The following is a 20932-nucleotide window of genomic DNA, read 5'->3' as shown; positions in this document are numbered from 1 at the left end:
ATATTCGTGAGTCAGCCGCTTTCTACCCTTAATGCTCTTTCCCCTCTGGATGGCCGTTATGCCGGAAAACTGGATGCTTTGCGTCCTTGGCTTTCTGAGGCGGCTTTTATGCGTCAGCGTGTGTTTGTGGAAATTCATTGGCTATTAGCTTTAGCTGCCGCTGGTCTTCCTGATGTGCCAAAAATTAATGCCGCTGATGAAGCCTTTTTGTTATCTCTACCTGAGAACTTCTCTGATGCCGATGCGCAGCGGATCAAAGATATTGAAGCTGTTACTAACCATGACGTTAAAGCGGTTGAATATTTCTTAAAAGAAAAAGTAGCTGGACGCCCTGATTTATTAGTAGCTAGTGAGTTCATTCATTTTGCTTGCACTTCTGAAGATATCAATAACACTTCGCATGGTTTGATGTTGCGCGGCGCACGCGATGAAGTGCTCTTGCCACAACTTCGCATGGTACTTTCCGTTCTTACTGACTTGGCACTTGAGCACGCTAAAGTGCCTTTGCTATCTCGCACCCATGGCCAACCTGCTTCACCAAGTACTCTTGGAAAAGAAATTGCAAATATTGCAAAGCGTCTAGAGCGTGCGATTGATGCGATTGCTGCTGTTCCGCTATTGGGGAAGATGAATGGTGCGGTTGGTAACTACAATGCCCACTTGTCCGCTTACCCTGATTTTGACTGGGAAAATTTCTCCAAGAACGTAGTGGAAAAGCGTTTAGGTTTGACCTTCAATCCATACACTATTCAAATTGAGCCGCACGATGGTATGGCGCAACTTTTTGATGCGATTGCTCGTGCCAATACGATTCTCTTGGATATGGATCGTGACTTCTGGGCCTACATTTCTGTTGGGTATTTCAAGCAGCGCACTAAGGCGGGCGAGATTGGCTCATCAACTATGCCGCACAAGGTCAATCCAATTGACTTTGAAAATTCAGAAGGTAACTTGGGGGTTGCTAACGCATTGCTACGTCACCTTGCGGAAAAATTACCAATCTCTCGTTGGCAACGCGACCTTACTGATTCCACTGTATTGCGTAATTTGGGCCCAGCCTTTGGACACAGTGTATTGGCCTATGACAGCGCTTTGCGTGGGCTTGGTAAGCTAGAGGTTAATCTCGCAGCGATTGCTGCTGATTTGGATGCATGTTGGGAAGTATTAGCTGAGCCTGTGCAGACTGTCATGCGTCGTTACGGCATCGAGAACCCGTACGAGCAATTAAAAGAATTGACTCGTGGTAAAGGTATCAATCAGGCGGATTTACAAAGCTTTATCCGCGGCTTGAAGATTCCTGAAGATGCAAAAGTGCGTTTGTTGGAGATGACCCCATCTTCCTATTTGGGTAAGGCGGTCGAGTTGACCGAACGTCTGAAAAAGTGAGTTTGACTACCAATTCAGAGTACGGGGCGCGTCCTCGGATCTGGTTTGCTGTTTATCAACTGCTATGGCATCTCTTATTGCCATTGGCTTTTATTCGTCTGGCATGGCGTGCTCGTCATGCCTTCTCCTACTTGCATCACATTCCGGAGCGATTAGGATTTGGTTATAGCAAGCCCATTACGCAGAGATCAATTTGGATTCATGCGGTATCTGTGGGTGAAACCAGGGCAGCACAACCTTTAATTGAAGCTTATCTGGCCAAAGGCGAATCCATTCTACTCACCCATATGACTTTGAATGGGCGTCGGACTGGTAAACAATTATTTTCAAATGAGATTGCAACGGGACAGATTCGACAAGTCTATTTGCCATATGATATTTGTTGGGCTGTAGAGCATTTCTTGAAGACCTTTAAACCAAAGCTAGGTCTTTTTATGGAGACTGAAGCTTGGCCAACGGTTGTCTTTCGCTGCAAAAAGATTGGCTTACCCCTCTTTTTAGTCAATGCTCGCTTATCAGAGCGTAGCGCACGACGCGTCAATCGATTTGGTAAGGCGGGACGCGCTTTATTTCAGGCCTTTGCTGGTGTCTTGGCGCAAACCGAGTTTGACTCCCAGCGTTATCTCAGTTTAGGTGTGAAGAATGTGCAGATAGTCGGCAACCTAAAGTTTGATGTTCCTTTGGATTCCGCTCTCGTAGAGCAAGGTAAGGTTTGGCAGTTTGAGTTGCATTCCAGCCAACGCTTGATGGTATGTGCTGCTAGCACGCGTGATGGGGAAGAGGCCATCATTCTGAGGGCATGGAAAGATTTACTGCTAAATCATCCTTTTGAAATCCCACCCTTGCTATGTTTGGTGCCGCGGCATCCAGAGCGATTTGCAGAAGTAGCGGATCAAATTGGCGCTACCGGTTTAAAGTTTCGCAGGCGTAGTGAGTGGTCAGGTATCCCAAGCGAATGTGCAGGGGTAGATATTGTCTTAGGTGATTCCATGGGTGAGATGCCAATGTATTACAGTGCTTCTGACTTGGTATTAATGGGCGGAAGTCTGCTTCCTTTTGGTGGTCAAAACCTCATTGAGGCGTGTGCAGCTGGGTGCCCTGTTTTATTAGGCGAGCATACTTATAACTTTCAGCAGGCAGCTTTGGATGCGATTGATAGTGGGGCAGCTAAGCGAGTCAAGGGCGAGTTATTATTAACCGAACCAATTGCCCTAATGGAATCTTTGAAAGAGTTGCTCTTAAATACGGCTGAGCTTAGAAGAATGAGCGAAGCGGCGAAGGCATACTCAGTGAAACATCAAGGCGCAACTAAGAAAATCTTAGTTGCACTTGATCAACAAACTCAACTACTGACTTAAACCCGCGCCCCGTAGTTAGGGTCGTCTTTACGAGCTTCATCATCTGGCTTTTTATCGCCTTTCACCAAATCTTCGCGAGTAACACCAAGCCACATTGCTAGTGCTGCGGCAACGAAGACTGAGGAGTAGATGCCGAACAAAATACCAATTGTCAGTGCCAAGGCAAAGTAAAAGAGCGTTGGACCGCCGAAAATGAGCATTGCCAAAACCATCATCTCAGTACTGCCGTGGGTAATAACAGTACGGCTGATCGTGCTAGTAATTGCATTATCAATAATCTCGCGGGTGTTCATCTTGCGGTATTTGCGGAAGTTTTCCCGGATACGGTCAAAGATCACCACAGATTCGTTTACTGAGTAGCCGAGAACCGCTAGGACTGCTGCCAATACCGACAGAGAAAACTCCCACTGGAAGAAGGCAAAGAAACCCAAGATGATGACAATGTCATGCAAGTTTGCAATGATGCCTGCAAGCGCAAATTTCCACTCAAAGCGGAAGGATAGGTACACAACAATGCCAATGATCACAAAGATCAAAGCCTTAATGCCATCAAATGCGAGCTCTTGACCCACTTGCGGACCAACAAATTCGACGCGTTGAAGTTTCACGCCAGTATTGGCGGGATCTAATGCCTGCATCACCGCATTACTTTGATCGGCTGATGAGATTAGCTTACCTTCAGCATCTTTTTGCAAAGGTAGGCGAATCATGACATCGCGCGAGCTACCAAAGTTCTGAATCTGCGTATCTGCGTAGCCAAGTTTCTCAACTTTAGAGCGAATCGAATCTAGCGGTGCAGTTTGTGGATAGCTGACTTCCATGACCGTACCACCAGTAAATTCGATGGAGAGGTGTAGGCCGTTATGCCAGAGGAAAAAGACTGCTGCTAAAAAGGTAATTAAAGAAATTGCATTGAGCGCCAATGCATGGCGCATAAAAGGAATATCTTTTTTAATACGGAAAAATTCCATGGCTTATTTCTCCTGTGGGCGCCAAACTTGGCCGATAGCGAGTTTTTGAATCTTCTTATGTCTGCCGTACCAAAGGTTGACAAGGCCACGCGAGAAGAAGACAGCCGAGAACATTGAAGTCAGAATACCTAAGCAGTGAACTACTGCGAATCCTTTGATAGGGCCTGAGCCAAAAGCTAATAGGGCTAAACCAGCAATCAAGGTGGTTACGTTCGAGTCCAGAATGGTTGCCCAGGCTTTATCGAAGCCTACAGAGATGGCCGTTTGTGGATAAGCACCATTGCGTAACTCTTCTCGAATACGTTCATTAATCAATACGTTAGAGTCAATCGCCATACCGAGGGCCAATGCCATCGCCGCGATGCCTGGCAATGTGAGTGTGGCTTGTAGCATCGATAACACCGAGATAAGCAAAAGTAAATTCACTGCCAATGCCACAACGGAGAAGGTGCCAAACAAGAGATAGTAAGACATCATAAAAATAGCAATTGCACCAAAACCAATTAAGAGAGACTTAAAGCCCTTCTCAATGTTTTCTGCGCCCAAGCTTGGTCCGATGGTGCGTTCTTCAATGATTTCCATTGGGGCCGCCAATGAGCCGGCACGCAACAGAAGGGCTAAGTCGTTAGCGCTCTCGGTTGTAGGTTGACCAGTAATCTGAAATTTAGAGCCAAATTCACTTTGAATGGTGGCAATAGTAAGTACCTCGCCTTTGCCTTTTTCAAACAAGATCATGCCCATTGGTTTGCCAATATTTTCGCGGGTGACTTCTTGCATGACGCGACCACCAGCAGCATCTAGAGAGATGTTGACTGCAGGACGTTGGTTTTGATCAAAGCCGGCACTTGCATCAGTAATACGATCGCCACTAAAAATCACTGATTTTTTAAATACGCCTAAGCGGTTTTCACCAAAGCGGAAAGTGTCCATCCCTGGAGGAGGTGTTTCACCAAGGGCAATAGTAGATACAAGTGGGTCAGCTAAGCGTGACTCAAGAGTAGCGGTTCGACCAATAATATCTTTTGCGCGCGCCGTATCTTGTACGCCAGGCAGTTGCACCACAATACGTTCAGCGCCTTGCTGTTGAATGACCGGTTCTTTAACGGCAAGTTCATTTACACGTTTATTCAACGTGACAATATTTTGCTTAACCGCATTGTCTTGAATTTCTTTTAAAGAGGCTGGTTTAAATTCACCAACCAGCTTTGGAGAAAGGCCGCTTGGTTTCACTTGCCAGATCAAGTCGGGCTGACTTGTCATTAATACGGAACGAGCCACATCAGCATCTGCAATGCTGCCAAAGTTAATGGAGATGGAGTCGGTGCCACGCTCAATACCTTGGTGACGAATATTCTTATCACGCAATTGAGTGCGAATATCTGTTGCTAGGGACGTTACTTTCTTTTGTACCGCACCCTTCATATCCACTTGGAGTAGGAAGTACACGCCACCACGTAAGTCAAGACCCAATGGCATTGGCAATGCATTGATGGCATTTAACCAGCCTGGAGTATTTGATAGCAAATTTAGGGCGACGGTGTAATTCGGATCATTTTGATCAACATTCAATTTCTGCTGCAAGAGATCGCGAGCGCGAAGTTGAACATCAGTGTTGTTAAAGCGAACTTTAATAGAGCCTACATTTCCAGCAACTTCAAAGAAGAGGCCAGTGTTATTGATGCTAGCTTCAGTCAGAATTTTTTCTACACGAGCCTGCGTTGCCAAATCAACCTTGATGGTTGGCTTGGCAGACGAGACTTGAACCGCTGGAGCCTCACCATAGAAATTAGGTAATGAATATAGTCCACCGATGAGTAATGCAACAGCGATGACTAGATATTTCCAGAGAGGGTAGCGATTCATATTGAGATACTTTTAAACAAACAAATTAAGCGGATGCATTAAGCGGACTTCAGTGTGCCTTTTGGCAATACTGTAGTAATAGCGCCTTTTTGCATCTGTACTTCAGTGCCAGTAGAAATTTCAACAGTCACCACTTGATCCTTGAGTGCCGTTACTTTGCCCATGATGCCGCCAACAGTAACTACTTCGTCGCCAACGCCTAATGACTCAAGCATGGCCTTAGTTTCTTTTTGACGCTTCATTTGTGGGCGAATCATGATGAAGTACAAAACTGCAAACATCAAAATCAAAGGGAGGAAGCTCATCAAGCCACCGGAATCTGCGCCCGCTGCAGGAGCTTGGGCAAAAGCATTACTAATCCACATACAAAACCTCCGTTAATTACCAATTAAAAACTGCTGAATTTATTGACCTATAAACCTAAGGCCGTAACCCGCAATTCTAAACTGTGTAGGGCTTTGGAGGTGATTTGAAGGGGGTTGTGCCTCCTGTAGGGCTATTAGTCCTGTCCTGGCTCAACGCCACGCTGGCGATTGCTATGAAATTCTTCGCGATAGGCGCTAAAACGGTCCTTGCTGAGTGCCTCGCGAACCTCAGTCATGAGCTGGAGGTAGTAGGACAGGTTATGGATGGTATTGAGTTGCGAACCCAGGATCTCATTGGCCTTTTGCAGGTGATTTAAGTAGGATCTGGTGAAGTTTTGGCAGGTATAGCAGGCGCAAGTAGGATCTACAGGGCGATCATCGTCCTTGTACCCAGAATTGCGCAGTTTGAGGTCTCCAAAGCGGGTAAAAAGCCAGCCATTACGGGCATTACGGGTAGGCATGACGCAATCAAACATATCAATACCTAAGCTCACACCCAAAATCAGGTCTTCTGGTGTACCCACGCCCATTAAATAGTGAGGCATATGCTCTGGAAGCTTTGGGGCTGTGAAATTGAGAATTCGCTCAAATTCTGGCTTTGGCTCACCCACTGAAAGCCCCCCAATCGCAATTCCATCGAAGCCTTGCTGGCTAACCGCATCTAAGGAGAATTCACGGAGATTTTCAAACATGCCGCCTTGGACAATGCCAAAGAGACCGTTGCCAGTCTCTAGTTCGCGAAAGCGTTTGAGTGAGCGATCGCCCCAACGTAGCGACATCTCGAGTGAAGCGCGTGCTGTTTTTTCAGAAGTGGGTTGACCCTTAATCTCATAAGGAGTGCATTCATCAAACTGCATAGCGATATCGCTATTTAGCACCGCTTGAATTTCCATCGATACTTCTGGGGACATAAATAATTTATCACCATTAATCGGTGAAGCAAAAGTCACGCCCTCTTCAGAAATCTTGCGTAATGCACCCAAGCTAAATACCTGAAAGCCGCCGGAGTCAGTCAGGATTGGTTTGTCCCATCCCATGAAGCGATGAAGACCGCCATGTTTTTTGATGACATCTAACCCCGGTCTCAACCAAAGATGAAAAGTATTTCCCAAAATGATTTGCGCTTTAGCTTCATTCAAATCACGAGGCGTCATGGCCTTTACCGTGCCGTACGTACCAACAGGCATGAAGATCGGCGTTTGCACGCTGCCGTGTGGGAGGTCAAGCCGACCAAGTCGCGCTGGGCTCTGAGAGTCGCGCGCCAAGATATTGAAGTGAACTGGTTTGGTCATATTTTTGTATTCTCGGGTCGGCAAAGAAACATCGCATCTCCATAACTAAAGAAACGATACTTCTGTGAAATGGCATGTTGATAGGCGGCGCGAATGTTATCCGCTCCCGCTAAAGCGCTAACCAACATTAATAAAGTAGATTTTGGCAGATGAAAGTTAGTGAGCAAACAATCCACTGTTTTAAATTGATAGCCCGGGGTAATAAAGAGATTGGTTTCCCCGCTGCTTTGTCCGCTTGCTGCTTGACTCTCTAGGGCTCGAAGGCTGGTGGTGCCTACAGCGATCACTCGGCCACCATTGCTCTTGGTTGTCTCAATTGCCTCTAAAGTTTCCTTTGGAATGGAGTACCACTCATAGTGCATCTTGTGTTTTGAGAGATCTTCTTCGCGTACCGGAGTAAATGTTCCTGCACCAACATGCAATGTAACGGTTGCTTGATTAACTCCCAAATCTTTGATCTTGTGCAAAATCGCTTCATCAAAATGCAGGCCTGCTGTTGGGGCTGCAACTGCACCTGGGTTTTTAGCTACTACCGTTTGATAGCGCCGTGCATCCTCACCATCTGGTTGATGTTCAATGTAAGGGGGCAGAGGGAGTTCACCAAAGCGCTCAAGCAAAGAAAAAACACTCTCCGGAAAGCGGACCTCATAGAAGCGCCCGTCATAGCCAATCATCTCAACTGGAAAAGTTTCTCTAACCTGGTTATGAACGTGAACAATAGTGCCAGTCTTTGGTACCTTAGAGGCTCTAATTTGTACCCAGGCCTGCTTATCGCCGCTGATGCGCTCGATCAATAGCTCAACATTGCCACCAGTCTCTTTTTTGCCATGTAATCGTGCTGGGATTACTTTGGTGTCATTGAAGACTAATAAGTCCCCAGGCTTCACAAGGCTAAGAATGTCCTTAAACTGTCGGTCTACCAATTGGACATGATTTGACTCATCAGCCCTAACCTCTAAGAGGCGGCTATCAGTTCTATTCGCCAAGGGATGTTGGGCGATTAGTTCGGCAGGAAGTTCGTAATTGAAGTCGGAAAGTTGCATAGCATTACCATCAGGTATTAGATTTTAACGATGACTACTAAACAAGCGCCAAGCACACTCCAAAAGATGGGTTTAGACAGCCCTATGGCCCTTGCTTTGCACCTGCCATCCCGTTATGAGGATGAGACTGAGTTGCTTACCATCGAAGAGGCTATTGCCCAGGGTAGATTTACCTCAGCCCAGACACAGGGTGTGGTCATTCGTAATCAAGTGTTATTTCGGCCCAGAAGGCAGATGGTTGTCACCATTGAAGATGAGACTGAGACTCTCAATCTACGTTTCCTCAATTTCTATCCCAGTCAGCAAAAACAGATGGCGGTCGGCGTTCATGTTCGAGTGCGTGGCGAGGTGCGAGATGGTTTCCAAGGCTCGGAGATGGTTCACCCGACTGTTCGCGCTGTAGCTCCAGATGCGCCGTTACCAAATAGTCTTACTCCAGTCTATCCAGCAAGCGTTGGCGTTTCACAGGCGGTTATTCGTAAAGCGGTTAACCAAGCCTTACGCGACCCCAGCTTGCAAGAGAGTTTGGCGGAGTTCTTGCCTAAGAGATTAATGGCGGAATTGTTGCCTAGTAATGATTGGCCAAGTTTGCAATCGGCAATTACGTATCTCCATCAACCACCTTCTGACGCCAATACTCAATCATTGTTAGAGCGTACTCATCCTGCTTGGCGTAGGGTGCAATTTGAAGAGTTATTGGCGCAACAGATTTCTTTAAAACGGGCACATGCTATTCGTCGTGAGCGGCATGCACCAAGCTTTGCAAAAGTTCAGGATGAGGGTAAAGATAAAACGAGAGTGCAATCTCTTGAAGGAGGCTTGCTGAAAGTTTTGCCTTTTAAATTAACGAATGCGCAAGATCGCGTTTGGTCGGAAATTAGCAATGACCTTTCTAAATCTTTTCCTATGAATCGCCTCCTTCAGGGGGATGTGGGAAGTGGCAAGACGGTAGTGGCCGCCTTGGCAGCAGCGCGGGTCATGGATCATGGTTATCAAGCCGCCATCATGGCGCCTACAGAGATCTTGGCTGAGCAACATTACCTAAAAATGAAGGAATGGTTTGAGCCTTTAGGGATAAAAATTGCTTGGTTATCAGGTAGCCTAAAAGCGAAAGACAAAAGATTGGCGCAAGAAGTGATTGAGAATGGGCAAGCTCAACTCATTATTGGTACGCATGCACTTATTCAAGAAAGCGTTAGTTTTGCTAAGTTAGGGTTGGCAGTGATTGATGAGCAACATCGCTTTGGAGTAAGGCAGCGTCTAGAGATTCAACAACGTGTTGGATCGGAGTTGTTTTACTGTCATCAGTTAATGATGTCTGCTACTCCCATACCTAGAACATTAGCAATGACGTACTACGCTGATTTGGACGTCTCGGTCATCGATGAGTTGCCTCCTGGTCGCAAGCCAATTGCGACTAAAGTAGTTAAAGCTAGTCGCCGCGATGAAGTCATCGGAGGCCTGCAAAGTTGGTTATCGAAGGGATTACAAGCTTATTGGGTTTGTCCTCTGATTGAAGAATCTGAAGCACTGCAATTACAAACAGCTGTAGAAAGTTATGAGCAGCTCACTCAGGCCTTGCCTAACTTTAAAGTGGGCTTAGTGCATGGCAGATTAAAAGCTGATGAAAAAGCAGCAGTGATGGCCGCCTTCAAAGCAAATGAAATTCAACTGTTAGTTGCCACTACGGTAATTGAGGTTGGAGTTGATGTGCCCAATGCGGCTTTGATGGTGATTGAGCATGCTGAGCGTTTTGGTTATGCTCAAATTCATCAATTGCGTGGGCGCGTAGGTAGGGGTTCCGCGGATTCAGTCTGTATTTTGATGTATGCCGAGCCACTTTCCATGGCTGCCAAGGAGCGATTACAAACATTGCGTGAGACCTCGGATGGATTTGTGATTGCAGAGCGTGATTTATCTCTGCGGGGTCCTGGGGAGTTGTTGGGTGCAAAACAATCTGGCGATGCCATGTTGCGCTTTGTGGATTTACAGCGCGATGCTTGGTTGATTGAGTTGGCTCAGAAGGCGGCTGACCGTTTACTTGCTGAGCATGCAGATTTAGTGGAGCGCCATCTAGAGCGCTGGCTTGGGTCTCGTGCAGAGTTCCTAAAAGCTTGATAATTACTCTATGAATTTAAAAGAGCGTTTAGTTTCTTATTGCTACCTCATTAGGTTGGACAAGCCTATTGGTACGTTATTGCTATTGTGGCCCACGCTCTGGGCCCTCTGGTTGGCCAGTAGCGGTACTCCTGATTTATCTATCTTGTTAATCTTTACTCTAGGTACGTTTCTCATGCGTAGCGCAGGTTGTGCTATCAACGACTACGCCGATCGTGACTTTGATCGTTACGTAAAAAGAACCCAGGGACGCCCTGTCACAAGTGGAAAAATTTCTGGAAAAGAGGCGGTAGCTGTAGCAGGTACGCTGGCTTTCATCGCTTTTTTACTGATCCAGCCTCTGAATGCATTTACAAAGCAACTGTCAGTTCTTGCGCTACTGGTCGCCTTTATTTATCCCTTCACCAAGCGCTTCTTTGCGATGCCTCAAGCAGTCTTGGGAATAGCTTTTGGTTTTGGTATCCCAATGGCATACGCAGCGATTCTGGATTTCATTCCTCTAGAGGCTTGGATCTTGTTTGTGGGGAATATTTTCTGGGCCATTGCTTATGACACAGCCTATGCCATGGTCGATCGCGACGATGATTTGCGTCTGGGTTTAAGAACATCAGCCATCACTTTTGGTCGCTACGATGTTATCGCCATTGCTATGAGCTATGGAGTGCTATTTATCAGTCAAGTGTGGGTAGCGCAATTAGCCAATCTCAGTAATTATTTTTTAGTAGGCTGGTTCGCAGCCTTGGCTTGTGCAATCTATCACCTAAAACTGGTTTCTACTCGCAATAGAGACGATTGTTTCAAGGCATTCCGCCACAACAACTGGCTTGGTGGATTTTTATTTCTTGGAATCGTACTAGGTTTGGCTATTAACTAGCTCTGACCCAACTCGTCACCCATAGCTTTACCACGTTGACTTGCTGCATCAATTGCTTTTTCCAAAATCTCGTGCCAGCCTTGTTGCTTCATCACATCTAAAGCTGCTGCAGTAGTGCCACCTTTGGAAGTAACTCTCTCGCGCAAAACGCCGGCATGCTCATCCGAGTTATGAGCCAACTGTGTAGCGCCCTCAAGGGTTGCATAGGCAAGTTTGCGTGCAGTTTCTGTATCAAGACCGAGCTTCTCACCAGCAGACTGCATTGCTTCTAAAAAGGCAAAAACATAAGCAGGGCCACTTCCGGATACGGCGGTGACTGCATCCATTAGCTTTTCTTCAGACACCCATACCGCTTGGCCTACCGCATTGCAAATGGTTTCGGCTAAAGCACGATCAGCTTGATCAACTGCTGCATCTGCAAAGAGTCCAGTGATGCCTTTGCCAATTAATGCAGGTGTATTAGGCATGGCACGAACACAGCGCGTGTGATCCAGCCAACGACTCATATCTTTTAGGCGAATGCCTGCAGCGATACTAAGGATCAGTGGGCCAGGTGCGCTTGCATGCTTCAGTTTTGCAGCTAACCCCTTTGCAACAACATTAAAGTCTTGCGGTTTGATTGCCATAACAACGACATTATTTTTCGTGAAGTCAAAAGCAATTTGCTCTAAGGCGCCAATACCCTGAACGCCATAGTCTTCATACAACTTTAAAGCCGTTACGGCGTTCGCTTCAACAACGGAAATTTGATTTGGCTCAAATCCGTTCGCAAGGAGGCCGCTAATCAAGGCTCGCCCCATATTGCCGCCACCAATAAATGTGATGTGGGCGTTGCCATTATTTTGTGCAGTTTTATTTATGCTCATTTAGCAATCTTATCGCGCTTCCCAAAAATGGCTGTACCAACACGAACCATCGTGCTTCCTTCTAGGATTGCAGCCTCCAAATCATCTGACATTCCCATGGAGAGGGTGTCAAAAAACTGGAATCCCAGTTCATTAGCGTGGGCTGTCCGAATCTGTTGAAAACACTCACGCACAGCGGCAAAAGCTCGACGCTGCTGATCAATATCTTGGCTAGGTGCAGGGATAGCCATTAAGCCCCTAAGAACTAAATTAGGTAGTGAGGTAATGGCGCTGCATAGTGCTTCGACCTCTGCCAGGGAGGCGCCACTTTTGCTATCTTCTTCACTCACATTGATTTGTGCGCAAACCTGTAATGGCGCTAAATTAGGAAATTCGCCTCGTTGAGCAGAAAGACGTTCTGCAATTTTGAGGCGATCAACGCTATGAACCCAATCAAAGTGCTCCGCTACCTCTCTGGTTTTATTGCTCTGTAGTGGCCCAATGAAATGCCATACTAACCAAGGACGTAATTTAGCAAGTTTCTCAATTTTTTTAACGGCCTCTTGGACATAGTTTTCTCCAAAGGCGGATTGGCCAGCATGCATCGCCTCTTCAACTGCTGATGCAGGAAAGGTTTTGCTGACAGCTAGGAGTTCAATTTCTTCAGGCTCACGTTTTGCTGCTAAAGCAGCAAGTTCAATCCGCTCTCTGACTTGCATTAGATTGATAACAAGTGAATTCATGAGGCCTTAGAAGAATTGCTAACGAGTTGATCGACCATTTCGATCCAATGCAGTACCGGAGTGTCATCTTGCTGGAGATGGGTAATGCAGCCAATATTTCCCGAAACAATCATCTCTGCTCCAGACTCTTCGCATGCAGCATTGAGGTGGGTGAGCTTGTTTTTACGTAGTTGTTCAGAAAGTTCTGGCTGAGTCACGGAGTAGGTGCCTGCAGATCCACAGCAAAGATGACTATCGGCACATAATCGCACGCCAATACCAATACTGGTAAGTAGTCCCTCAACTTTGCCTCGGATTTGTTGGCCATGTTGCAAGGTGCAGGGTGGGTGATACACCACGCCAGATTTGGGATCGGTACCTACCAGTTGCACAAGCTCATTTTGTAACGCAGGAAGAATCTCAGAAATATCCTTAGTTAAATCAGAGATCTTTTTGGCCATGACAGCATAGACAGGATCATTCGCAAAGAGATGTCCATAGTCTTTCACCATCACACCGCAACCGGATGCTGTCATCACAATCGCTTCTACGCCACTCTCTACTAAAGGCCACCAAGCATCAATATTTTGCTTGGCATTATCGAGACCGCCAGCTTGATCATTGAGGTGATAGCGCAAAGCTCCGCAACAAGTAGCGCTGGGCGCACTAATCAATTGGATCTTCAGTGCATTCAGTACACGTGCTGTTGCTGAATTGATGTTTGGTAACATGCCTGGCTGAACACAGCCTTCCAGCAAAACCATTTTTCGCTGATGCGTCGTTGTAGGTCTTGCATGTGGATCGGTCGATTTCGCTAATGCTTTATTGAGGGTCAACGGAATCTTGCGTTTAATCCCATTAGGCATCAACGGACGCACTAGACGACCCAAAGTCATCGCAGAATTAAATAAGGCAGGCTTGGTCAAACCCTCTTTGAGAGCCCAACGAGTAAGTCTTTCAGAGAGTGGACGCTCAGAAGTATTTTCTTCTGCCCATTTGCGACCGATATCAACCAAGTTGCCATACTGCACGCCGCTTGGGCAAGTGCTTTCACAATTACGACAAGTTAAACAACGGTCTAAATGCAGACGTGTTTTTTCTGTGGGTGCTTGGCCTTCTGCCATTTGCTTGATAAGGTAGATGCGTCCGCGTGGACCATCTAATTCATCGCCAAGTATTTGATAGGTTGGGCAGGTAGCTGTACAAAAGCCACAGTGCACGCATTTGCCCAGAATACGGGCTGCCTCGATACCTTCCGGTGTGTTGGCAAATTGAGGGGCGAGTTGAGTTTGCATAGAAATACTTATGGAAGACGTTTAGTGGCAAATACGCCAGCAGGATCGAAGGCAGATCTCAAGCGTTCTTGTACTGCCTCAAGGGCTTTGGAATGAGCTTGTTCTGAAAGTAATGTAAAGCGTTGATACGAAGGGTCTACATTTGCACCCTGCCTAAAGCGAGATGTATGTCCACCATGAGAGTTGGCAATGGCTTTAATGGCTTTAAAGGTGACTTCATCACCTGGCGCTTTGATCCAGCGTTGTTGACCATGCCACTCGAGAATAATTTCATCGTTAGCACCAGAAATTGCAATTGGCCCACAGGCTGCAGGCAGCGCTAGACGATACAAAGTTTGATCTGCGCCAAGGTTGCCAAAAGCAGAAATTTTTTGTTCGCGCAAATTATTCCAAAAGTCTTCGGCAACTCCTTCATTGAGTTCAGTCGCATTAACCAAAGAACCCATGAGTGGGATCGCAGCCTTAACTGCAGCTGCTGCGCCCGCGAGACGGAAGGTGAGTTCTCCATCTCCACCTTTAGCTGACCCAATCCAGCAGCTAGCAGAAAGTGGCAGTGGCTGACCAGCCCATTCATTTAATGCTTTTAGCGCTTTCTCTTGAGAGAGTTGGCAGCGTAAGGTTGCAGTCGCAGCAGGCTTTGGTAATACTTTTACTGAAGCCTCTAATAAGAGGGATAGGGTGCCCAAGGAGCCTGGTAGTAGGCGAGAAACATCATATCCCGCAACGTTCTTCATCACTTTGCCACCAAAGGAAAGATCTTGTCCTTTGCCATCCAGAATGCGAGCGCCTAATACAAAGTCGCGGAAATTGCCAACTGTGATGCGGCCAGGGCCAGCCAGGCCGGCAGCAATAGCGCCACCAAAAGTTGCATTTTCACCAAAGTGAGGGGGCTCAAAAGCAAGTACCTGATTTTTTTCTTTGAGAACCGTTTCAATTTCTTTTAGTGGTGTACCTGCACAAGCGGTAATCACTAGCTCTTCTGGTTGGTATTCCAAAATGCCCGAGTAAGAGCGAGTATCTAGCTTGGCATAGTTATTGGGATTGCCGTACCAGGATTTTGTGCCCCCACCTTCAATGGAGAGAGGAGTTTTATTCTTGGCTGCATTCAGAATTTGCTCGCGGAATACATTAATTTGTGGATTGGATTGACTCATTAGAAGCGCTCCAATTCTGGGTGAGGTAACTGACCACCGCTAATACGCATACGACCATATTCAGCACAGCGGTTGAGTGTTGGAATTGCTTTATCTGGGTTGAGTAGTTTTTCTGGATCAAAAGCGCCCTTCACACCCCAGAATGATTCACGCTCACCTTCGCCAAACTGCACACACATTGAATTAATTTTTTCAATGCCAACGCCATGCTCGCCTGTAATGGTTCCACCGAGCTCTACACAGGCTTCTAAAATTTCAGTTCCGAACTCTTCAGCACGATGCCATTCATCCTGATCTGCGCCATTAAATAGAATCAAGGGATGCATATTGCCATCACCAGCATGAAAGACGTTTAAGCAGCCGAGGCCGTATTTCTCTTCCATGCCTTGGATGCGCTTGAGCAAAGTGGCGATATGGCGGCGAGGAATAGTGCCGTCCATACAGTAGTAATCAGGCGCTAAGCGACCGGCAGCTGGGAATGCATTCTTGCGCCCACTCCAAAATTTCAAGCGCTCACTTTCATCTTTGGAAATCTGAATGCCGCTAGCACCCGCTTGTTCTAACACCTTAGTCATGCGCTCAATTTCTTCAGCAACCTCTTCTGGTGTGCCATCAGACTCACAGAGCAAAATGGCTGCAGCATCTAGATCGTAACCAGCATGTACAAATTCTTCTACAGCGCGAGTAGTGGCTTTATCCATCATTTCTAAGCCAGCAGGAATAATGCCCGCGGCAATGATGGCGGCAACAGCGTTACCACCTTTCTCGATGTCATCAAAACTCGCCATGATTACGCGGGCCAATTTTGGCTTTGCAACTAATTTGACTGTGATTTCAGTAACGACTGCAAGCATGCCTTCACTGCCCATCATGATGGCTAGTAAATCGAGTCCAGGTGCATCTGGTGCTAAGCCGCCAAATTCAACAATCTCACCATTCATCAATATTCCGCGGACGCGCAGAACATTATGCAAAGTAAGGCCGTATTTGAGGCAGTGCACACCACCAGAATTTTCATTAACGTTGCCACCAATAGAGCAGGCAATTTGCGAAGAAGGATCCGGAGCGTAATACAAGCCAAGATGTGCAACTGCTTCAGAGATCGCGAGATTGCGTACCCCAGGCTGAACTACTGCAGTCCTTGTAAATGGATCAATGCTGATAATTTTCTTTAGCTTGGCTAGTGACAGTACCAATCCCTGGGAAAGGGGCATTGCTCCGCCCGATAGACCCGTTCCAGATCCGCGAGGCACGACTGGAATTTGCATTGCATAGCAAATCTTCAGAATTTGAGCGACTTGCTCCTCGGTTTCTGGCAAAGCTACGGCCAAAGGCATTCGTTTGTAAGCAGCCAAACCATCGCATTCATAAGGAATCGTGTCTTCTGGCTCCCATAGAAGGGCGTGTTCCGGAAGGATTGGCCGCAAAGCCGAAACCAATTTGGACTGAAGGGCGCTAATAGCGGCTAAATCGGGGGGTGGGGTCACCATATTCATAAGAATCATTTTAGCCATTTACCTATAATTAAGCTTATGGGAAATCGACTATCAAAAATCGCCACCAGAACAGGTGACGCCGGGATGACTGGCTTGGGTGACGGCAGTCGCGTAGAAAAGGATCATTTGCGCATCTGCGCCATGGGCGATATCGACGAGCTGAACTCAGAAATCGGGGTTTTGATGACCGAAGAGATCCCCAAAAGTATTTCCACTGAACTGCATGAGCTATTTCTGCAGGTGCAACATGATTTATTTGATTTGGGTGGCGAGCTTTGCATCCCCAACTACAAGCTGCTCAATCCTGAGCATGTAGCGCAGTTAGATATTTGGCTTGAAAAATACAATCAACAATTGCCACCTCTGACTGAATTCATTTTGCCAGGTGGTACTCGCGCTGCTGCGCAAGCGCATGTTTGTCGAACTGTATGTCGTAGAGCAGAGCGTTCAATTGTCCGCTTAGGCTGGGAAGAGCCTTTGTATGATTCTCCGCGGCAATATGTCAATCGTTTATCTGACTTACTCTTTGTGCTTGCGCGCATCTTGAATCGTGCAGCAGGTGGATCTGATGTGCTTTGGAAGCACGAAAAAAAAAGAGACTAAATAAATTAGCCTCTTTTAGATTTACCTCTTGCAGATTATTTCGGTATTATTTTTTCTTGCTTCTACGTTTCTTAACGGCAGTAGCAAGACGTTCTAATACTTGCACAGAATCATCCCAGTTAATGCAGGCATCGGTAATACTGCGACCGTACTCTAATTTACTTGGATCATCTTTTCCAGGTGTAAATTTCTGAGCACCATCATTTAAATGACTCTCAATCATTACACCAAAAATCTGATGAGATCCAGATTCAATTTGTTGCGCTACATCATCGGCAACCACAATTTGACGCTCATGTTTCTTGCTTGAATTAGCATGAGATAAATCAACCATCAAGCCGGCTGGAAGCTTTGCTGCCTCTAGCTCAGAGCAGGCAGCCTGCACAAACTTGGCTTCATAGTTTGGCTCTTTGCCGCCGCGCAAGATAACGTGACAATCTTTATTTCCTTTTGTTTCCACAACAGAAACCTGGCCATTTTTGTGAACCGATAAGAAATGATGAGGACGACCTGCCGCTTGAATAGCGTCAGTAGCAATTTTGATATTGCCATCAGTACCATTCTTAAACCCGATAGGTGCGGATAAACCTGAAGCAAGTTCACGATGAACTTGGCTTTCAGTCGTACGCGCACCAATTGCTCCCCAAGAAATGAGGTCAGCAATATATTGCGGTGAAATGACATCTAAGAATTCGCTACCGGCAGGCATGCCTAAGCGATTAATTTCCATTAATACTTGGCGAGCAAGGCGCAAGCCTTCTTCAATGCGATAACTTTCATCAAGGTATGGGTCATTAATCAAACCCTTCCAGCCAACAGTGGTTCGTGGTTTTTCAAAATACACACGCATGACGATTTCTAATTCGCCAGCAAAGCGCTCGCGTTCACCTAAGAGGCGTTGGCAATATTCCAGCGCTGCACGTGGGTCATGAATAGAGCATGGCCCGATGATCACTAGTAAGCGGTCATCCTTGCCATGAATAATGTCGCGGATCTTTTTACGAGTTTTACTGATCAGCGCTTCAGTTGGTGTTCCAGAAATTGGAAAGAAGCGAATGAGATGCTCTGGCGGTGGCAGAACGGAAATATTGTCGATGCGTTGATCGTCAGTATCCGAAGTCTTATCAACAGCGGAGTACCAATTAGCGGGATTTGTATTTTGTTGGCTCATGCGGCTATTTTAAGCCGTAATTAGCCAATATTAGGCAGTGCCGCCCACGGTCAAGCTATCAATCCTGAGGGTAGGTTGCCCAACCCCGACCGGAACGCTTTGCCCTTCCTTGCCGCAAACCCCTACCCCGCCATCGAGCTTGAGGTCATTTCCAATCATAGAAACCTGTTTTAGAGACTCTGGACCGCTGCCAATAATGGTGGCACCTTTGACGGGGTATTGGATTTTGCCGTTCTCAACCCAATAGGCTTCCGAGGCTGAAAAAACAAATTTTCCGCTGGTGATATCCACTTGACCACCACCAAAATTGACTGCATATAAGCCGCGCTTAATGCTGGCCACGATCTCTTGGGGATCATCTTTGCCGGCCAGCATGTAGGTGTTCGTCATACGTGGCATTGGCAATGAAGCAAAACTTTCACGGCGTCCATTCCCGGTGAGGGGCATATTCATCAGACGGGCATTTAAGCTGTCCTGAATGTAGCCCTTCAAAATGCCATCCTCAATTAATGTGGTGCATTGAGTAGGCGTACCTTCATCGTCGATATTCAAAGAGCCTCTCCGTCCAGACAAGGCGCCGTCATCAACTACGGTAACACCCTTGGCGGCAACGCGTTGGCCGATGCGACCAGCAAAGGCAGAGGACCCTTTGCGATTAAAGTCACCCTCAAGGCCATGGCCAACTGCTTCATGCAACAGAACACCGGGCCAGCCTGGTCCCATCACTACGGTCATTGGACCTGCGGGCGCAGGGCGAGATTCTAGGTTCACTAAAGCGCCATCAACCGCTTCATCAACATAGCGGTTAATCAGCGCTTGATCAAAGTAAAGATAGTCATGACGTGCGCCACCACCAGAAGATCCAGATTCACGGCGACCATTTTGTTCGGCAATAACGTGAACGGAAACGCGAACTAAAGGTCGAACATCGGCAGCCAAAAGGCCGTCGGCACGAACAACCAGAACCACATCAAACTCTCCAGCAAGACTGGCCATCACCTGAATGATGCGTGGGTCACGCGCTTTAGCTCGACGCTCAATACTTTCCAGTAACGCAATTTTTTCTTTAGGTTGCAGTGAATCAAGGGGGTTAATGTCTGAATACAACTTATTGGATACAGGATTAAATAATTTACTTGCAACGGCTTGTTTACCACCCGCTGGGCCAATTACCCGAGTTGCTTTTGCCGCCTTGCTTAAGGCGTCTAAATTAATTTCATCTGAATAGGCAAACGCAGTCTTATCGCCATAGATTGCACGGACACCAACGCCTTGATCAATATTGAAACTACCTGATTTAACAATGCCTTCTTCCAGACTCCAGCTTTCGCTACGAGTATGCTGAAAGTAGAGATCAGCGTCATCAAGGCGATGGGTAAATAAATGGCCAAAGGTGTGATGCAAATCTTGTTCCGATAAACCTGTTGGCTCAAGCAGAATGGATTTAGCTAATTTAATGAGGTCTGCTTGTTTTTTGGCTTTAGTCCAATTTGCAGGAAATAGTGCTTCTGGTGCATTCATGTGATTGGGCAGATCTTTCTTTAAAGCTTGCGATGTGCAAGTGCAGGTAACTTAGAGCGTACCTCGTTTAATTTATCTTTGCACAAGACCCCAGAAATAAAGCCCTCTCCTTCAGGGAGATTAGTCAAGATTTCACCCCAAGGATCAATCAACATGCTATTGCCCCAAGTGCGCCGTTGATTTTGATGCTTACCCCCTTGGGCGGAAGCCAATACATAACATTGGTTTTCAATCGCTCGAGCGCGCAATAGTATTTCCCAATGATCTTTCCCGGTGGTGTATGTAAATGCAGCGGGGATGATATGACAATCTACTTGGCCCAGGGTTCGGTAGAGCTCTGGAAAACGCAGGTCATAGCAAATACTTAAACCAAAAATCCACTCATTACCATTGCTTGAAATCTTGAGGAGTCCAGGTTCATTACCGGCTTCAATTGTTTCCGATTCTTGATAGCGCTCAGTTGCTGTTTGAAAACCAAACAAATGGATTTTGTCGTAACGAGCAATTTGTTTGCCGGTAGGACAAAACACTAAAGTTGTGTTGAGAACCTTGTTAGGTTCTTTTGCTTCTAGAGGAATGGTGCCAGCCACCAAGTGAAGGTTATTCTCTTTTGCAATCTGCGAGAGTTGCTCTTGAATAGGACCGCTGCCAAAACGTTCACGAGCAGATACCTTGTCAGTGTCTTTGAGCCCCATGAGACAAAAATACTCTGGAAGAACGACTAATTTTGCGCCATCTACTGCTGCGGCCGCTATTAGTCGACTTGCAGTAGAAAGGTTCTCTTGCAAGTTTGGGGTTGACACCATTTGAATAGATGCAACTTTGAGGTTTGCAGAGTTTGCTGATGTGCTCATA

General features: G+C 46.6%; 18 protein-coding genes. 5 read left to right on the top strand and 13 right to left on the bottom strand.

Features of this window, described 5'->3' with window-relative positions; translation table 11 throughout:
• Positions 1-6: 6 nt before the first annotated feature.
• Positions 7-1386 (top strand): adenylosuccinate lyase, encoded by a 1380-nt coding sequence (purB, locus tag PKF022_RS08300; protein ID WP_281776562.1) that lies wholly within the window; start codon positions 7-9, stop codon positions 1384-1386.
• Positions 1383-2744, top strand: a complete 1362-nt coding sequence (locus tag PKF022_RS08295; RefSeq protein ID WP_281776561.1) for a 3-deoxy-D-manno-octulosonic acid transferase — start codon at positions 1383-1385, stop codon at positions 2742-2744. The genes purB and PKF022_RS08295 overlap by 4 nt, the downstream gene beginning before the upstream one ends.
• Here PKF022_RS08295 and secF read toward each other — a convergent pair.
• From secF to queA, 5 genes are all read right to left on the bottom strand, one after another.
• Positions 2741-3715: a protein translocase subunit SecF gene (gene secF, locus PKF022_RS08290; protein WP_281776560.1), complete on the bottom strand. Its 975-nt coding sequence runs from the start codon at positions 3713-3715 to the stop codon at positions 2741-2743. The genes PKF022_RS08295 and secF overlap by 4 nt on opposite strands.
• Positions 3716-3718: 3 nt before the next feature.
• Positions 3719-5578: a protein translocase subunit SecD gene (gene secD / locus PKF022_RS08285; RefSeq protein WP_281776559.1), complete on the bottom strand. Its 1860-nt coding sequence runs from the start codon at positions 5576-5578 to the stop codon at positions 3719-3721.
• A gap of 38 nt (positions 5579-5616) precedes the next feature.
• Positions 5617-5943, bottom strand: a complete 327-nt coding sequence (gene yajC, locus PKF022_RS08280; RefSeq protein ID WP_281776558.1) for a preprotein translocase subunit YajC — start codon at positions 5941-5943, stop codon at positions 5617-5619.
• A 134-nt stretch (positions 5944-6077) separates the two neighbouring features.
• Positions 6078-7235 (bottom strand): tRNA guanosine(34) transglycosylase Tgt, encoded by a 1158-nt coding sequence (gene tgt / locus PKF022_RS08275; protein ID WP_281776557.1) that lies wholly within the window; start codon positions 7233-7235, stop codon positions 6078-6080.
• The gene (queA, locus tag PKF022_RS08270; RefSeq protein ID WP_281776556.1) at positions 7232-8278 is read right to left on the bottom strand and encodes a tRNA preQ1(34) S-adenosylmethionine ribosyltransferase-isomerase QueA; all 1047 of its coding nucleotides are present in this window, start codon (positions 8276-8278) and stop codon (positions 7232-7234) included. The genes tgt and queA overlap by 4 nt, the downstream gene beginning before the upstream one ends.
• A gap of 30 nt (positions 8279-8308) precedes the next feature.
• On the opposite strand from queA, the gene recG reads away from it, so the two are divergent.
• Together recG and ubiA are read left to right on the top strand one after the other, a co-directional pair.
• A complete protein-coding gene (gene recG, locus PKF022_RS08265; RefSeq protein WP_281776555.1) occupies positions 8309-10396 on the top strand; it encodes an ATP-dependent DNA helicase RecG in 2088 nt (695 codons plus the stop codon).
• Positions 10397-10406: 10 nt separating this feature from the next.
• Positions 10407-11270: a 4-hydroxybenzoate octaprenyltransferase gene (gene ubiA / locus PKF022_RS08260; protein WP_281776554.1), complete on the top strand. Its 864-nt coding sequence runs from the start codon at positions 10407-10409 to the stop codon at positions 11268-11270.
• On the opposite strand, the gene proC is transcribed toward ubiA, so the two are convergent.
• Genes proC through PKF022_RS08235 form a run of 5 tightly spaced genes read right to left on the bottom strand, consistent with a single transcriptional unit; the run spans position 11267 to position 16776 of the window.
• Positions 11267-12136 carry a pyrroline-5-carboxylate reductase gene (gene proC / locus PKF022_RS08255; protein ID WP_281776553.1) on the bottom strand — a complete coding sequence of 290 codons (870 nt, stop codon included), beginning with the start codon at positions 12134-12136 and terminating at the stop codon, positions 11267-11269. The genes ubiA and proC overlap by 4 nt on opposite strands.
• Entirely contained in the window at positions 12133-12858 is a 726-nt protein-coding gene (locus PKF022_RS08250) for a YggS family pyridoxal phosphate-dependent enzyme (RefSeq protein ID WP_281776552.1), read from the bottom strand. The genes proC and PKF022_RS08250 overlap by 4 nt, the downstream gene beginning before the upstream one ends.
• Complete coding sequence (glcF, locus tag PKF022_RS08245) at positions 12855-14132, bottom strand: glycolate oxidase subunit GlcF (protein ID WP_281776551.1); 1278 nt, start codon at positions 14130-14132, stop codon at positions 12855-12857. The genes PKF022_RS08250 and glcF overlap by 4 nt, the downstream gene beginning before the upstream one ends.
• Positions 14133-14140: 8 nt before the next feature.
• Entirely contained in the window at positions 14141-15286 is a 1146-nt protein-coding gene (gene glcE / locus PKF022_RS08240; protein ID WP_281776550.1) for a glycolate oxidase subunit GlcE, read from the bottom strand.
• Positions 15286-16776: an FAD-linked oxidase C-terminal domain-containing protein gene (locus PKF022_RS08235; protein WP_281777490.1), complete on the bottom strand. Its 1491-nt coding sequence runs from the start codon at positions 16774-16776 to the stop codon at positions 15286-15288. The genes glcE and PKF022_RS08235 overlap by 1 nt, the downstream gene beginning before the upstream one ends.
• Before the next feature lie 42 nt (positions 16777-16818).
• Here PKF022_RS08235 and PKF022_RS08230 point away from each other — a divergent pair, with 42 nt between their 5' ends.
• The gene (locus PKF022_RS08230; protein ID WP_281776549.1) at positions 16819-17385 is read left to right on the top strand and encodes a cob(I)yrinic acid a,c-diamide adenosyltransferase; all 567 of its coding nucleotides are present in this window, start codon (positions 16819-16821) and stop codon (positions 17383-17385) included.
• 46 nt (positions 17386-17431) lie between these two features.
• On the opposite strand, the gene PKF022_RS08225 is transcribed toward PKF022_RS08230, so the two are convergent.
• Genes PKF022_RS08225 through PKF022_RS08215 form a run of 3 tightly spaced genes read right to left on the bottom strand, consistent with a single transcriptional unit; the run spans position 17432 to position 20931 of the window.
• Positions 17432-18556 carry a 3-deoxy-7-phosphoheptulonate synthase gene (locus PKF022_RS08225; RefSeq protein WP_281776548.1) on the bottom strand — a complete coding sequence of 375 codons (1125 nt, stop codon included), beginning with the start codon at positions 18554-18556 and terminating at the stop codon, positions 17432-17434.
• Positions 18557-18586: 30 nt separating this feature from the next.
• Entirely contained in the window at positions 18587-20077 is a 1491-nt protein-coding gene (gene tldD / locus PKF022_RS08220) for a metalloprotease TldD (RefSeq protein WP_281776547.1), read from the bottom strand.
• Between the two features lie 20 nt (positions 20078-20097).
• Positions 20098-20931: a carbon-nitrogen hydrolase family protein gene (locus PKF022_RS08215; RefSeq protein ID WP_281776546.1), complete on the bottom strand. Its 834-nt coding sequence runs from the start codon at positions 20929-20931 to the stop codon at positions 20098-20100.
• Position 20932 lies beyond the last annotated feature (1 nt).

Source organism: Polynucleobacter sp. KF022, from assembly GCF_027924105.1.
GTDB lineage: Bacteria > Pseudomonadota > Gammaproteobacteria > Burkholderiales > Burkholderiaceae > Polynucleobacter.
This window is presented reverse-complemented; position numbering and strand designations above follow the sequence as displayed.

Coding starts and splice junctions, on each gene's coding strand:
- proC (WP_281776553.1), bottom strand. CDS start 12,136: ATGAGCATAAATAAAACTGCACAAAATAATGGCAACGCCCACATCACA.
- tldD (WP_281776547.1), bottom strand. CDS start 20,077: ATGAATGCACCAGAAGCACTATTTCCTGCAAATTGGACTAAAGCCAAA.
- recG (WP_281776555.1), top strand. CDS start 8,309: ATGACTACTAAACAAGCGCCAAGCACACTCCAAAAGATGGGTTTAGAC.
- PKF022_RS08225 (WP_281776548.1), bottom strand. CDS start 18,556: ATGAGCCAACAAAATACAAATCCCGCTAATTGGTACTCCGCTGTTGAT.
- ubiA (WP_281776554.1), top strand. CDS start 10,407: ATGAATTTAAAAGAGCGTTTAGTTTCTTATTGCTACCTCATTAGGTTG.
- secD (WP_281776559.1), bottom strand. CDS start 5,578: ATGAATCGCTACCCTCTCTGGAAATATCTAGTCATCGCTGTTGCATTA.
- glcE (WP_281776550.1), bottom strand. CDS start 15,286: ATGAGTCAATCCAATCCACAAATTAATGTATTCCGCGAGCAAATTCTG.
- glcF (WP_281776551.1), bottom strand. CDS start 14,132: ATGCAAACTCAACTCGCCCCTCAATTTGCCAACACACCGGAAGGTATC.
- PKF022_RS08235 (WP_281777490.1), bottom strand. CDS start 16,776: ATGGTGACCCCACCCCCCGATTTAGCCGCTATTAGCGCCCTTCAGTCC.
- PKF022_RS08230 (WP_281776549.1), top strand. CDS start 16,819: ATGGGAAATCGACTATCAAAAATCGCCACCAGAACAGGTGACGCCGGG.
- queA (WP_281776556.1), bottom strand. CDS start 8,278: ATGCAACTTTCCGACTTCAATTACGAACTTCCTGCCGAACTAATCGCC.
- yajC (WP_281776558.1), bottom strand. CDS start 5,943: ATGTGGATTAGTAATGCTTTTGCCCAAGCTCCTGCAGCGGGCGCAGAT.
- PKF022_RS08215 (WP_281776546.1), bottom strand. CDS start 20,931: ATGAGCACATCAGCAAACTCTGCAAACCTCAAAGTTGCATCTATTCAA.
- PKF022_RS08250 (WP_281776552.1), bottom strand. CDS start 12,858: ATGAATTCACTTGTTATCAATCTAATGCAAGTCAGAGAGCGGATTGAA.
- tgt (WP_281776557.1), bottom strand. CDS start 7,235: ATGACCAAACCAGTTCACTTCAATATCTTGGCGCGCGACTCTCAGAGC.
- secF (WP_281776560.1), bottom strand. CDS start 3,715: ATGGAATTTTTCCGTATTAAAAAAGATATTCCTTTTATGCGCCATGCA.